Annotated in this window: 12 protein-coding genes and 1 pseudogene; 8 read left to right on the top strand and 5 right to left on the bottom strand. The window is 71.1% G+C overall.

Features of this window, described 5'->3' with window-relative positions; genetic code table 11:
* Both ABZ646_RS25530 and ABZ646_RS25535 read right to left on the bottom strand, forming a co-directional pair.
* On the bottom strand, window positions 1-1,122 hold a 1,122-nt coding region (locus ABZ646_RS25530; RefSeq protein ID WP_360523214.1), incomplete at its 3' end, for a carbohydrate binding domain-containing protein.
* A gap of 596 nt (window positions 1,123-1,718) precedes the next feature.
* Window positions 1,719-2,840, bottom strand: a complete 1,122-nt coding sequence (locus tag ABZ646_RS25535) for an ATP-grasp domain-containing protein (RefSeq protein ID WP_360523217.1) — start codon at window positions 2,838-2,840, stop codon at window positions 1,719-1,721.
* Window positions 2,841-3,151: 311 nt separating this feature from the next.
* On the opposite strand from ABZ646_RS25535, the gene ABZ646_RS25540 reads away from it, so the two are divergent.
* Window positions 3,152-4,057, top strand: coding sequence for a metallophosphoesterase (locus tag ABZ646_RS25540; protein ID WP_360523220.1), 906 nt, complete (start codon window positions 3,152-3,154; stop codon window positions 4,055-4,057).
* Entirely contained in the window at window positions 4,005-4,685 is a 681-nt protein-coding gene (locus ABZ646_RS25545) for a 4'-phosphopantetheinyl transferase superfamily protein (protein WP_360523223.1), read from the top strand. Before ABZ646_RS25540 ends, ABZ646_RS25545 begins: the two co-directional genes overlap by 53 nt.
* Before the next feature lie 20 nt (window positions 4,686-4,705).
* Here the strand turns inward: ABZ646_RS25545 and ABZ646_RS25550 are convergent, their stop codons facing one another.
* Window positions 4,706-4,933, bottom strand: coding sequence for a hypothetical protein (locus ABZ646_RS25550; protein ID WP_360523226.1), 228 nt, complete (start codon window positions 4,931-4,933; stop codon window positions 4,706-4,708).
* 242 nt (window positions 4,934-5,175) lie between these two features.
* The gene (locus ABZ646_RS25555; protein ID WP_360523229.1) at window positions 5,176-5,832 is read right to left on the bottom strand and encodes a helix-turn-helix transcriptional regulator; all 657 of its coding nucleotides are present in this window, start codon (window positions 5,830-5,832) and stop codon (window positions 5,176-5,178) included.
* 247 nt (window positions 5,833-6,079) lie between these two features.
* Here ABZ646_RS25555 and ABZ646_RS25560 point away from each other — a divergent pair, with 247 nt between their 5' ends.
* On the top strand, window positions 6,080-6,751 hold the full coding sequence (locus tag ABZ646_RS25560; RefSeq protein WP_360523232.1) for a hypothetical protein: 672 nt from the start codon (window positions 6,080-6,082) through the stop codon (window positions 6,749-6,751).
* A gap of 87 nt (window positions 6,752-6,838) precedes the next feature.
* Here ABZ646_RS25560 and ABZ646_RS25565 read toward each other — a convergent pair.
* A pseudogene (locus ABZ646_RS25565) lies at window positions 6,839-7,103 on the bottom strand (hypothetical protein); the annotation flags it as partial.
* 86 nt (window positions 7,104-7,189) lie between these two features.
* Between ABZ646_RS25565 and ABZ646_RS25570 the strand changes: the two are divergent.
* The 5 genes from ABZ646_RS25570 (at window position 7,190) to ABZ646_RS25590 (ending at window position 13,162) form a co-directional block, all read left to right on the top strand.
* Window positions 7,190-8,185, top strand: coding sequence for a LacI family DNA-binding transcriptional regulator (locus ABZ646_RS25570; protein WP_360523235.1), 996 nt, complete (start codon window positions 7,190-7,192; stop codon window positions 8,183-8,185).
* Window positions 8,186-8,313: 128 nt separating this feature from the next.
* Window positions 8,314-9,666, top strand: coding sequence for an extracellular solute-binding protein (locus ABZ646_RS25575; RefSeq protein ID WP_360523238.1), 1,353 nt, complete (start codon window positions 8,314-8,316; stop codon window positions 9,664-9,666).
* 5 nt (window positions 9,667-9,671) lie between these two features.
* A complete protein-coding gene (locus ABZ646_RS25580; RefSeq protein ID WP_360523241.1) occupies window positions 9,672-10,628 on the top strand; it encodes a sugar ABC transporter permease in 957 nt (318 codons plus the stop codon).
* Entirely contained in the window at window positions 10,625-11,506 is an 882-nt protein-coding gene (locus ABZ646_RS25585) for a carbohydrate ABC transporter permease (RefSeq protein ID WP_360523244.1), read from the top strand. The genes ABZ646_RS25580 and ABZ646_RS25585 overlap by 4 nt, the downstream gene beginning before the upstream one ends.
* Window positions 11,507-11,536: 30 nt before the next feature.
* Window positions 11,537-13,162 carry a glycoside hydrolase family 13 protein gene (locus tag ABZ646_RS25590; RefSeq protein ID WP_360523247.1) on the top strand — a complete coding sequence of 542 codons (1,626 nt, stop codon included), beginning with the start codon at window positions 11,537-11,539 and terminating at the stop codon, window positions 13,160-13,162.
* The last annotated feature ends 113 nt before the right edge of the window (window positions 13,163-13,275 follow it).

Genomic DNA, 13,275 nt, shown 5'->3' on the forward strand with positions numbered 1-13,275 from the left:
GGACTTGAGACCGTAGGCGTCGACCACCTTCTGGATCGCCCCGGCCAGCGCGCTCGCGGAGGAGCAGTTGGCGCCGAGCTTGCTGCCCTGCCAGCCGCCGAAGGACGGGGTGATGTCACCGCCGGCCGCCCGGATCTGGTTGATCGCGGTCTGGTCGACGCCTCCGGTGAGCGCCCTGCTGCCGTCCCAGGCCGGGGTGCAGCCGCCCGAGTCCAGCACGAAGGCCATGGTGAAGTTCTTGATGCCGGTCGCGCTCATCACGGTGGACGGGCTCGGCGGGTCGCCCCAGCCCTCGAAGAGGTAGGGCGCGGCCTGCTTGAACCCGGTCCCGCCGCCGGTGCCCGCGCTGGTGGTCACCGACACCGCGTTGGACGCGGCCGACACGTTCCCGGCCGCGTCCCGCGCCTTCACCGTGAAGGTATAGGCCGTGCTCGCCGCGAGCCCGCTCACCGTGGCGGAGGTCCCGGAGACGCTCGTCGCCAGGGTCGACCCGCGGTAGACGTCGTACGCCGTGACGCCGACGTTGTCCGTCGCCGCCGACCAGGACAGGGACACGCTCGACGAGGTCTTGCCGGTCGAGGTCAGGTTCGTGGGCGCGGTCGGCGCCTGGGTGTCGGAGCTGCCGCCGGGCCCGTCGAGGCTGATGTCGTCGGCGTAGTAGGTGCCCTGGGCGTACCACCCGTGGACGTAGATCTGGGCGCTGGTCTGCGTGGCGCCGGTGGTGAAGGAGACGGTCAGCTGGCTGTACTGGGACGCCGAGGTCGTCCAGGTCGAGGCGCCGCCGGTCACCCCGAGGTAGACGTACGAACCGCGGACCCAGCCGCTGAGCGAGTACGTCGTACCGGGCTGCACGGCGACGGTCTGGGTGCACTGGGCGTTGTCACTGGAACTCGCGGCCCCGGCAAGGGCCTTGGAGCCGCTGTGCACCGGTGAGGAGACGACCGAGCCGAGGTTCCCGGAGCAGGACCAGGGCGACAGACTCCCCGACTCGAAGCCGGGGTTGGAGAGAACGTTGGCCGCCTGCGCGGTACCGGGCAGCGCGATGGCCCCGGCGAGCGCGAGGGCGGCGGATCCGAGCAGGGCGAGTAGCCGGTGTCTGGAGCGTCTGAGTGGGTTGCGCACGCGATCTCCCTGAGGGGATGGGGGTGTTCGGGAGTGCACGAGGTGCGAGTGCAGGGTGTGCGAGTGCAGGGGGTGCGCAACCAAGTTGGTATGGACCAATCCGCCTGTCAAGGAGGCGAACGGAAATGGGGCCGGACCGGCGGGGCGACTCCGCCGCGACTCCATCGGTGTGGCCGCCGTTCGCCGGCCTGCGACCCGTGGCGGACGGGACGACGACCTTGCAGGCCGATGCCCCGCCCGTCGCGCTCCTCGTCGCCGGGGGCGGGCATCCAGACCGGTTCGGTCACCCTCTCGGTCACGGTGGTCGCGGTGTGGCCGATGACCTCGTCGGCGCCGACGGACCCGACCGCTTCACCGGCGCCGTCGGTCGGCGCCAGGCGTCGGCGGCGCATTCCCGGAGCCGGTCAAGTCGGCGTCGGCGGTGCACACGCCCACCTTGCCGCACGTTCCGCGGTACCGCGGTCTGCTGCTCATGTGCACTGGGCCCACGAAGCTCTCGCCGCCACCTGCCGCACGGCCTCCCGCACCCACCGGGCCGCCGCCCGACGACCCGGCGCGCCCTGCGGCACCTGCCGGCGCCACCGTGCGGTCACTGCCTAGAGCGGCAACACCGCGGCCGCGGCGTCGACCGACTCCACTTCCACGGGCAACGTCGGCGCCAGCACCACGTCGGCCTCCTCCCGCTGCACGGGCACCGACGGCAGCACCGGCTTCGGCCCCGACACCACCGCGTAGTCCTGTCCCAGGAACGGCGGCTCGATCACCCCGGGGTCCTCGCCCAACGCCAACTGCACAGCGGCCCACGGGGCGTTGACCCCGCACAGCGACAGCTGGTGCAGGCCGCCCGCAGGGCGCGTGTTCACGTCGAGCAGCACCGGCCTGTCACCGAACATCCGGAACTGGATGTTGGAGAGGTAGTGCAGCCCGAAGCCCTCGGCGATGATCCGCGCCGGCTCCAGCCACTGCTCGTCCAGCGTGAAGCCGCGCCGGCGGCCCTTCTTCGTCCGGCCCACGGCCAGCCGGAGCCGGTTGTCCGGTCCGGTGAGGCAGTCCACGGACACCTCCGGCTCCTCAAGGCGCGGCATCACCAGCCAGTTCACCGGGTGCTCGGCCTGCCGCAGCGCGTCCACGACCAGGTCGAGCTGGACGTGCGGCCCGGGGAACCCGTTGAGGTGGAAGAGCGAGAAGGGGGCGCGGGTGATCACACGGAATCCCACGCCACCCGCACCGGTGGCCGGCTTGAAGCACGCCTTGTGCCCACCCGCCTCCAAATCCTCGACCGCGGACACCAGTTCGTCCGCCGTGCGAACCCGGAACCACGGCGGCACCGGAACCCCCACCGAGCTGACCGCGTCGTAGGCGGTCGCCTTGTCCTCGAAGACGGCGGTGCCCTCCGGCGTCGGCGCGAGCAGCGCCGTACCGGCCGCCTCGAAGTCCGCCCGGTGGGCCACGATGGTCGACTGGTGCAGCCGGGGCACGAAGACATCGATGCCACGGCGCCTGCACTGGTCGAGCGCGTACTCGACGTAGCCCGCCGGGGACAGGCCCTCCGGCTCCAGGTCGGCGGTGTCCGCGGCGGCCAGCACGGGGGAGTCGGCGTCACCGTGCGTCGCATGGATCTCGACCGCCCGGTCGCTGGGATTTCTCCGCAGCTGCTCCATGAAGAACACGTTCTCCGCGTACGTGCGGTTGAGCCAGACGCGTACGCGAGAGCGCATTAAAGCCGCCTTTCGGGGTTTTCGGGCAGGGGTCAGCGGGCCCGTGCCCGGGCAGGGTGGTTGGAGGGTCACCAAACCGCCCTGTACGAAGGGAAGTTCGTGGCGGTGGTGTTGGGGGGATCATACGGCTTCCGAGGGGCCCCGCGTGCAACGCGAGTGTTACGGATTTCCCTGTCCTGTCCACGCGCGTTTTCCCGCGCCGTCCCCGCCGGTTTCCTTGACGGTGCGACGGCAGGCCGACAGGGCCTCTTGTTCCCCGGCGGCGTAATGTGCTGTGGTGGGTGCGACGGCATGATCGGAAGGGGTGCGGGGTGGAGTCCACGGCCGGTGCCGGGCAGTTGCTGGCCATCAGCGACCTGCACATCTCGTACCCGGAAAATCGCGAACTCGTCCAGAAGATGCGTCCGGAAACGGACCAGGACTGGCTGATCGTCGCCGGTGACGTCGCCGAGACCGTCGCCGACATCCGCTGGACGCTGGAGACGCTCGCGGGCCGCTTCAGCAAGGTGCTGTGGGCCCCCGGCAACCACGAGCTGTGGACCCACCCCAAGGACCCGGTCACGCTGCGCGGCGTCGCCCGCTACGAGCACCTCGTCGGGCTCTGCCGGGAACTGGGCGTGGTCACCCCCGAGGACCCCTATCCGGTCTGGGAGGGCCAGGGCGGCCCGGTCGCCGTGGCCCCGCTGTTCCTGCTGTACGACTACTCCTTCCTGCCGGCCGGCTGCGCCACCAAGGAGGAGGGCCTCACCTACGCGCACGGCACCGGCGTCGTCTGCAACGACGAGTACCTGCTGCACCCCGACCCCTACCCGACCCGCGAGGACTGGTGCCGGGCCCGGGTCGAGGCCACCGAACGCCGGCTCGCCGAACTGCCGGAGGACCTGCCGACCGTGCTGGCGGGCCACTACCCGCTGGACCGGCACCCCACGGACGTGCTCTGGTACCCGGAGTTCGCCATGTGGTGCGGCACCACCCGCACCGCTGACTGGCACCGCCGGTTCCGCGTCGCGACCATGGTCTACGGTCATCTGCACATCCCCCGGACCACCTGGCTGGACGGGGTCCGCTTCGAAGAGGTCTCCGTGGGATATCCCCGCGAGTGGCGCAAGCGCTCCCGGCCACCGGGCGAGCTGCGCCGCATTCTGCCGATGGAGGTCGGAACCGGTGATCGAGGAGCTGCTCCCGGAGTCGGTGGTGGCCGTGGAGATGCTCGGTGACGACGCGATCCACGAAGCCCCCCTCTACCCGGAGGAGGCGGCGCTCGTCGCGCGTGCCGTGCCCAAGCGGCGCCGTGAGTTCTCCGCCGTACGCGCCTGCGCCCGGCGCGCCATGGAGAAGCTGGGGGTTCCGCCACAGCCCGTCCTGAGCGGCGAACGCGGCGCCCCGCGCTGGCCCGACGGGCTGCTCGGCAGCATGACCCACTGCGAGGGCTACTGCGCCGCCGCCCTGGTCCGCGCCACCGACCTCGTCTCCCTCGGCATCGACGCCGAACCGCACGCCGCGCTGCCCGAGGGCGTCGCCGAGGCCGTGCTGCTGCCCGCCGAGAAGGAGCGCCTCGACCGGCTCGCCGCCGAACGGCCCGACGTGCACTGGGACCGGCTGCTGTTCAGCGCCAAGGAGTCCGTCTACAAGGCGTGGTTCCCCCTCACCGGCAAGTGGCTGGACTTCATGGAGGCCGACATCGAACTCGTCCCGGAGCCCGGTGAGCGGCCGCAGGGCACCCTGCGCGCCCGCCTCCTGGTCCCCGGACCGGAAGTGGGCGGGCAGCGGCTGGGCTTCTTCGAGGGCCGCTGGCGCGTGGCGCACTCCATGCTGACCTCGGCCGTGGTCGTACCGCACGCCTGAGCGGCCCGTGCCCCGTCGGCTCAGGTGGGTGGGCACCAGTCGTGCAGCAGCCGGAAGAACTCCTCCTCGTTGCCCCTGAGCCCGGCGCCCGCCAGGGCCGCCTCGGCCTCGGCGAGCACGGCGGGTGGGACCACGAAGGGGCGGGCGCCGTCGGGCGGTCCGTCGAAGGCCGCGCGGACGGTGTGCAGCAGCCGCAGATAGGCCTGGACGGCGGTGCGTTCGCGGTCGGTCAGTACGGCGGTGTGCATCGGTCGGTCTCCCCGTCGGTCGTCGCGGTCGCACGCCCGAAGGGCGTGGGCGTACCGCCGGTGCGGTGCGCACCCCCCAGCTTGCCGTCCGCCACTGACAACGGGGTTCGACCGCACCTCGGTTCGCCCGCTCAGCGGACGCGTGACCGGGCCGGACGGGAGCCGACACGGCGGCCCGGCGCGTCGCACGGCGCCGCCCGCCCCCGCCGACGCCCACGGTTCGCCGCTCGCCCGGCTCGCGACTACTCGGGCCGCTTGACGCTCTCCAGGAGCATGTCCAGCCATTCCGCGACCTTGTCCCGGTGCTGGTCGGTGGGCAACTGGGCGGCCCGCCAGGCGATGCCACGCACCCCGTGGTCCTGGAGCAGCCGTTCCAGCGGGTCCTCGGCGGCCGCGGCCGCGGCCCGCTCCCGGTCGGCCAGCTTGTGCAACAGCTCCTGCTCGACGCCCTGGAGCGTGCCCGCGAGGGCCTCGGAGTCCTCGGCGGTGAGGAAGCCGGCGTGCACCCGGAAGAAGCGCTGGAGGGCGTCGCAGTGCTCCATGGTCGGCCGCCGGTCGCCGTTGAGCAGGGCGCCGGCCTGCTGCCGGGACATGCCCGCGCCGTCGGCGATCTCCTGCTGGGTGTGTTTGCGCCCGTTTGGCTTGAGCCGGGTGCGGCGCAGCAGGTCGAGACGTTGCAGGAAGCGTTCCTGGACGTCCGGCTCGTCGCCGGCCGGCCGGCCGCTCAGCAGTGCCCTCACCACCGGCTCGGGGACACCGCTGGCGTACGAGAGCCGGCCGATGTCGAAGACCTCGGGGTGCGCCACGCCGAGCCGGTCGGCCAGCGCGGTGACGCGGGCGACGACGGCCGGCAGCTGGGCGGTCGCCGTGGCGCCCGGATCCTGGTAGCCATCCGTCACCGACAGAACTCCTGTGTCTCTCAGAGGAATCAGGGGTTTCTCACAAGCGGTCGCCATGGACCCACCGGCGTGGAACCTCCCGGAGATTAGCGGTTCGTTCGAACTCACATCCAGGTCTCGCCACAACTGTGGCCAATTTCGGCCGTCAACAGGCATGAAATGCCACGATAGTTGACACGACTGCAGGTGGGGCAGCAGGATCACAACGCCGCGAGAAGGCCGCATAGGCAAGAGGGGTGACCTCCCGATGGCATTTCAGGCAGGTGGGCGGCGACCGGCGCCGCGGCCCGTCCCCGAGAGTCCTGAGGGCCAGGCGTACCTCCAGGACTACGCGCTGCTGCTGGACGCGTTGCCGTTCCCGTCCCTGGTGGTGGACCACCGCTGGGACGTGGTGCTCGCCAACGGCGCGTTCGAGACACTTTTCCGTGCGGTCGCCCCGCATCCCACGGCCATGCCCGGGGACAACTTCCTCCGCTTCGTGCTGTTCCATCCCGACGCCGGCGCGGTGCTCGGCGGCCACGAGGCCGGCTGGTGCCTGCCGATGCTGGCGCAGTTCAAGACCACCCTTGAGCGGTACGGTCACGACCACGATCTCCAGTCGATCCGACGGGAGATCGCCCAGGACCCCATCATGGAGGCCGCCTTCCGGCAGGGGCTGCCGCACTGGTTGCGCGCGGTCGGCGAGGAGGGCGCCCAACTCGACGGCGCGGTCCGCCCGCTGCAACACCCGGATCCGATGCTGGGCGCCACCGAGTGCCGGGTGGTCGGCGAGACCCCCAAGACCCTTCTCGACATGGGCTACGCGCGTTACACCCTGGTGCTGCGCGCCACTCCCCGCCCCGTCACCGCCCCGCGCCGCTCGCGCCGCGCCGGTGGCCTGGGCCCCCATCTGAGCGTCGTCCCGGCTCCCGAAGGCTGACCCGGCACCGTCGGCGTTCAGGTCGCCGACGGCGCCGGGCCGGACACCCACCCCTCACACCACGGCCCCCTGCACGCCGACCCCACCTCACCGCCCGCCCGCGACCAGCACCAGCGGTACGCCCCGGCAGGGTGCAAGACGCAGTCGGCCGAAGGCGTCCGGTCGGCCGGTCGCCAGTACGCTCGCGAAGTCCGGACCCTTGGCCAGGGCGCCGGCCAGCTGTCCCGGGTCCGTCGAAGCCGCCACCCGTCCGCGGGCGTTGACCAGCCGCGCCGGGCCGGGTAGCTCCCGCAGCAGGGGCAGCGCCGGCCGCCTCGAAGTGCCGTAGGTACACGTCGGCCGCGGCCACCCCGAGGTCCGCGGATCTCTGAGGCACAGTTGTCCGGCCATGTCAGAGTTACGCAAACTGCTTGCGTCGGTTGCGCTATTCTTGCGTACATGACGCGACGACTTGCGGAAGTGGCCAAGAAGGTCGGGGTCAGCGAGGCCACGGTCAGCCGGGTGCTGAACGGCAAGCCGGGGGTCTCGGAGGCCACCCGGCAGGCGGTGCTCTCCGCTCTGGACGTCCTCGGCTACGAGCGCCCCACCCAGCTGCGCGGTGAACGCGCCCGCCTCGTCGGTCTGGTGCTGCCCGAGCTCCAGAACCCCATCTTCCCGGCGTTCGCCGAGGTCATCGGTGGCGCACTGGCCCAGCTCGGGCTCACCCCGGTGCTCTGCACCCAGACCAAGGGCGGGGTGTCCGAGGCGGACTACGTGGAGTTGCTGCTGCAACAGCAGGTCTCCGGCGTGGTGTTCGCCGGCGGACTGTACGCCCAGGCCGACGCGCCGCACGACCACTACCGGCAGCTCGCCGACCGCAACATCCCGGTGGTGCTGGTCAACGCGGCCATCGAGCACCTCGGTTTCCCGGCCGTGTCCTGCGACGACGCGGTGGCGGTGGAACAGGCCTGGCGCCACCTCGCCTCGCTCGGCCACGAGCGCATCGGTCTCGTCCTCGGGCCCGCCGACCACATGCCGTCGGCCCGCAAGCTGGCCGCCGCGCGGGCCGTGGGGGACCTCCCCGAGGCGCACGTCGCCCGGGCCATGTTCTCGATCGAGGGCGGCCACGCGGCCGCCACCCGGCTGATCGACCAGGGCGTCACGGGCATCATCTGCGCCAGCGACCCGCTCGCGCTCGGCGCGATCAGGGCGGCCCGCCGCCGGGGTCTGGGCGTCCCGTCCCAGGTGTCGGTCGTCGGGTACGACGACTCGGCGTTCATGAACTGCACCGAGCCCCCGCTCACCACCGTCCGGCAGCCCATCGAGGCGATGGGCAGGGCGGCCGTGGAGCTGCTGAACGCGCAGGTCAACGGCACCGTCGTAGCACCCGACGAGCTGCTCTTCGAGCCGGAGCTGGTGGTGCGCGGCTCCACCGCGCAAGCGCCCCGCCCCTGAGATCCGACCTCTGTCGAATAATTACAGATTCTGCGCGATATCTTGCGGACCGATGGCGCCGGTGCTTGAGTGTGCGGCGCCCACCGGTTCCGGTGCGGCGCCACCGCTCCTGCTCTGGGGGTCCACCGATGTCCAGCACCGGGTACCGTCGTGCTCTCGTCGCGATCGGCGTCTGTTCCTCGCTAGCGCTCTCGGCCGCGGCCTGCGGGTCGGGCGACGACGACACGGCGAGCGGCAGGACCCGCATCACCGTCAACTGCGAACCGCCGAAGAGCGCCAAGGTCGACCGGTCGTTCTTCGAACAGGACATCGCCGCCTTCGAGAAGCAGCACCCGGACATCGACGTCGTCGCACACGACGCGTTCCCCTGCCAGGACCCGAAGACCTTCGACGCGAAACTGGCCGGCGGCCAGATGGAGGACGTCTTCTACACCTACTTCACCGACGCCAGGCACGTCGTGGACATCAACCAGGCGGCCGACCTCACTCCGTACCTCAAGGACCTGAAGAGCTACGACACCATCCAGAAGCAGCTGCGTGACATCTACACCGTCGACGGCAAGGTCTATGGCATCCCGCGCACCGGCTACTCGATGGGCCTGATCTACAACCGCAGGCTCTTCCGGCAGGCCGGCCTCGACCCCGACAAGCCGCCGACGACCTGGGACGAGGTCCGCGCCGACGCCAAGAAGATCGCCGCGCTCGGCAACGGCACCGTCGGGTACGCCGACTACAGCGCGCAGAACCAGGGCGGCTGGCACTTCACCGCCGAGCTGTACTCCCAGGGCGGCGACGTCGTCTCCGCCGACGGCAAGAAGGCGACCGTCGACACCCCCCAGGGCCACGCGGTCCTCCAGAACCTGCACGACATGCGCTGGACCGACGACTCGATGGGCAGCAAGCAGCTGCTGGTCATCAACGACGTCCAGCAGATGATGGGTGCGGGCAAGCTCGGCATGTACCTCTCCGCCCCGGACAACATCCCGATCCTGGTGAAGGAGAAGGGCGGCAACTACAAGGACCTCGCCCTCGGCCCGATGCCCGGCGGCAAGGGCACGCTCATCGGCGGCGACGGCTACATGTTCAACAAGAAGGACAGCCCGGCCCAGATCCGCGCCGGGCTGAAGTGGCTCGACTCCATGTTCCTCACCCCCGGCGACGGCTTCCTCGGCGACTACGCCCGCGCCAAGAAGAACAACGCGCCCGTCGGCCTGCCCGAGCCGCGCCTGTTCACCGGCGCCGCCGACGCCAAGGACCAGCAGGTCAAGAAGGCCAACGCCAACGTGCCGGTGGAGAACTACCAGGCGTTCCTGGACGGCAACCAGTCCCTCCAGATGAAGATCGAGCCGCCGGACGCCCAGCAGATCTACTCCGTCCTCGACGGCACCGTCTCCGCCGTCCTCACCAAGAAGGACGCCGACATCGGCCAACTCCTCAAGGACGCCGACGACAAGATCGACGGCATCCTGGCCCGGGGCTGACCGCGATGACGAAGACCGCCGCACGCCCACCCGCCCCGGCGGCGGTCGCCGCCCGACGGGTCCCGGCGCCGCCCCCGGCCGGGGACCGGCGGCGGCGCCGCCTCGCCGACCAGGCCCGCGCCTACGGCTTCCTGCTCGGCGGACTGATCTGCTTCGCCCTGTTCTCCTGGTATCCGGCGATCCGCGCGGTCGTGATCTCCTTCCAGAAGTACACCCCGGGCTCGGCCCCCGAATGGGTCGGCACCGCCAACTTCACCCGGGTCCTGCACGACCCCGAGTTCACCGCCGCCTGGCGCAACACGCTCACCTTCACCCTGCTGGCCCTGCTCGTCGGCTTCGCGATCCCGTTCGTCCTCGCCCTGGTCCTCAACGAACTACGGCACGCCAAGGCGTTCTTCCGAGTGGTGGTCTACCTCCCGGTGATGATCCCGCCGGTGGTCAGCGCCCTGCTGTGGAAGTGGTTCTACGACCCGGGGGCCGGCCTCGCCAACGAGACGCTCCGCTTCCTGCACCTGCCCACCTCGAACTGGTCCAACGGCACCGACACCGCCCTGATCTCCCTGGTGATCGTGGCGACCTGGGCCAACATGGGAGGCACGGTCCTGATCTACCTGGCCGCCCTCCAGTCGATCCCCGGCGAACTGTACGAAGCCGCCGAACTCGACGGCGCGAACCTCCTCCAGCGCGTCCGGCACGTGACCGTCCCCCAGACCCGCTTCGTCATCCTGATGCTGATGCTCCTTCAGGTCATCGCGACCATGCAGGTGTTCACCGAACCGTTCGTGATCACGGGCGGCGGCCCGGAGAACGCCACGGTCACCGTCCTCTACCTGATCTACAAGTACGCGTTCCTCTACAACGACTTCGGCGGCGCCTGCGCGCTCAGCGTGATGCTCCTGGTGCTGCTCGGCGTCTTCTCCGCCGGCTACCTGCGCCTGACCCGCTCCGGGGAGGACGGATGAGCAACGCCACCCGCACCCTGATCTCCCCGGCGACCCTGGCCCGCCCGCGCGGCAAGGCCGTCTACTGGAGCGTCTTCACCGCCGTCGTCCTGCTCTTCGCGCTCGCCTTCCTGTTCCCCGTCTACTGGATGGTGACCGGCGCGGCGAAGTCCCCGGACGAGGTCGCCCGGACCCCGCCCACCCTGATCCCGGCCCACTGGCACCTGTCCGGCTACACCGACGCCTGGGACCTGATGCAGCTCCCGGAACACCTGTGGAACACGGTGGTGCAGGCCGCCGGCGCCTGGGCCTGCCAGCTGGTGTTCTGCACGGCCGCCGCCTACGCCCTGTCCAGGCTGAGACCGGCGTTCGGGAAGGTGATCCTCGGCGGCATCCTGGCCACCCTGATGGTCCCGGCCCAGGCCCTGGTCGTACCCAAGTACCTGACCGTCGCCGACCTCCCGCTCATCCACACCAGCCTGCTGAACGACCCGCTCGGCATCTGGCTCCCGGCCGTCGCCAACGCCTTCAACCTCTACCTGCTGAAGCGGTTCTTCGACCAGCTGCCGCGGGACGTGCTGGAGGCCGCCGAGATCGACGGCGCCGGCAAGCTGCGGATCCTGTGGTCGGTCGTGCTGCCGATGTCCCGGCCGGTGCTCGGGGTCGTCTCGATCTTCGCCCTGGTCGCGGTCTGGCAGGACTTCCTGTGGCCGCTGATGGTCTTCTCCGACACCGACAAGCAGCCCATCAGTGTGGCCCTGGTCCAGCTGTCGCAGAACATCCAGCTCACCGTGCTCATCGCCGCGATGGTGATCGCCAGCATCCCGATGGTCGCGCTGTTCCTCGTCTTCCAGCGGCACATCATCGCCGGGATCAGCGCGGGCGGCACCAAGGGCTGAGGCCCGACCTCCGACAGAAAGGCACGCACCGTGGGACAGCCCAGCCATGCCCCGAAGGACCACGGGGACCACGAGGACCGCGACTGGTGGCGTTCTGCCGTCATCTACCAGGTGTATGTCCGCAGCTTCGCCGACGGCGACGGCGACGGCACCGGCGACCTCGCGGGCGTCCGCGCCAAGCTGCCCTACCTCGCCGAACTCGGCGTAGACGCCTTGTGGTTCAGCCCCTGGTACCCGTCCCCCATGAAGGACGGCGGTTACGACGTCGCCGACTACCGGGCCATCGACCCCGCCTTCGGCACCCTCGCCGAGGCGGAGAAACTCATCGCCGAGGCACGGGAGTCGGGCATCCGCACGATCGTCGACATCGTCCCCAACCACGTATCCGACCAGCACCCCTGGTTCCGGGCCGCGCTGGCCGCCGGACCGGGGAGTCCCGAGCGCGAACTGTTCCACTTCCGGGCCGGCCGCGGGACGGACGGCGAACTCCCGCCCAACGACTGGCCCTCACAGTTCGTCGGCTCCACCGAACCGGTGTGGACCCGGCTGCCCGACGGCGAGTGGTACCTGCACCTGTTCACCCCCGAACAGCCCGACCTGAACTGGGCCCACCCGGCCGTCCGCCAGGAGCACGAGGACATCCTGCGCTTCTGGTTCGACCGCGGTGTCGCGGGCGTCCGCATCGACTCGGCGGCCCTGCTCGCCAAGGACCCGGACCTGCCCGACCTGGCCGCCCGTCCGCGGCCGCACCCCTTCGTCGACCGCGACGAACTCCACGACGTCTACCGCTCCTGGCGCGCGGTCGCCGACGCCTACGACGGGGTCTTCGTCGGCGAGGTGTGGCTCCCCGACGCCGAACGCTTCGCCCGCTACCTGCGCCCCGACGAACTGCACACCGCCTTCAACTTCTCCTTCCTGTCCTGCCCGTGGGACGCGGCCCGGCTGCGCGCGTCGATCGACACCACCCTCGCCGAACACGCGCCCGTCGGCGCCCCCGCGACCTGGGTGCTGTGCAACCACGACGTGACCCGCACGGCCACCCGGTACGGCCGTGAGCACACCGGGTTCGACTTCGCGGCCAAGGCCTTCGGCACCCCCACGGACCTTGCCCTCGGAACCCGCCGGGCCCGCGCCGCCGCCCTGCTCTCGCTGGCGCTGCCCGGCGCGGTCTACGTCTACCAGGGAGAGGAGCTGGGGCTGCCGGAGGCCGAGATCCCGGTGGACCGCATCCAGGATCCGATGTACTTCCGCTCCGGTGGCACCGATCCCGGCCGGGACGGCTGCCGGGTGCCGCTGCCCTGGGCGGCCGGGGAGCCGAACGCGGGCTTCGGTTCCCGCGAGGAGCCGTGGCTGCCGCAGCCGGCCGGCTGGGCGTCGTACGCCGTCGACCGCCAGCAGGACGACCCCGCCTCCATGCTCACCCTCTACCGCCGTGCCATCGCCCTCCGCGCGTACTTCGGTGACGGCCCGCTGACCTGGCTGCCCGCCCCGGAGGGCGTCCTCGCCTTCACCCGCGCCGACGGCGCCACCTGCGTGGTCAACCTCGCCGCCGTCCCCGCCGAACTCCCCGATCACCACCAACTCCTGCTGAGCAGCGCGCCGTTGGACGACCAGGGTCGTCTTCCGCAGGACACGGCGGCCTGGTTGCGGAGCTGAGCCGCCGGCCCGCGCTCCCGCTGTCCCGCGCACCCCGCCATCCCCGCGCACCCCCACAGAAAGGGATCAGCACATGCACAGCAGCATGATGAGACCTGTCAACAGCAGGGCCA

It is taken from the genome of Streptomyces sp. NPDC007162 (assembly GCF_040634175.1).
Taxonomy (GTDB): domain Bacteria; phylum Actinomycetota; class Actinomycetes; order Streptomycetales; family Streptomycetaceae; genus Streptomyces.

Excerpts from the sequence above, each read along its gene's own strand:
- ABZ646_RS25580 (WP_360523241.1), top strand. The coding sequence starts at position 9,672 with ATGACGAAGACCGCCGCACGCCCACCCGCCCCGGCGGCGGTCGCCGCC.
- ABZ646_RS25585 (WP_360523244.1), top strand. The coding sequence starts at position 10,625 with ATGAGCAACGCCACCCGCACCCTGATCTCCCCGGCGACCCTGGCCCGC.
- ABZ646_RS25550 (WP_360523226.1), bottom strand. The coding sequence starts at position 4,933 with ATGCACACCGCCGTACTGACCGACCGCGAACGCACCGCCGTCCAGGCC.
- ABZ646_RS25575 (WP_360523238.1), top strand. The coding sequence starts at position 8,314 with ATGTCCAGCACCGGGTACCGTCGTGCTCTCGTCGCGATCGGCGTCTGT.
- ABZ646_RS25535 (WP_360523217.1), bottom strand. The coding sequence starts at position 2,840 with ATGCGCTCTCGCGTACGCGTCTGGCTCAACCGCACGTACGCGGAGAAC.
- ABZ646_RS25560 (WP_360523232.1), top strand. The coding sequence starts at position 6,080 with ATGGCATTTCAGGCAGGTGGGCGGCGACCGGCGCCGCGGCCCGTCCCC.
- ABZ646_RS25570 (WP_360523235.1), top strand. The coding sequence starts at position 7,190 with ATGACGCGACGACTTGCGGAAGTGGCCAAGAAGGTCGGGGTCAGCGAG.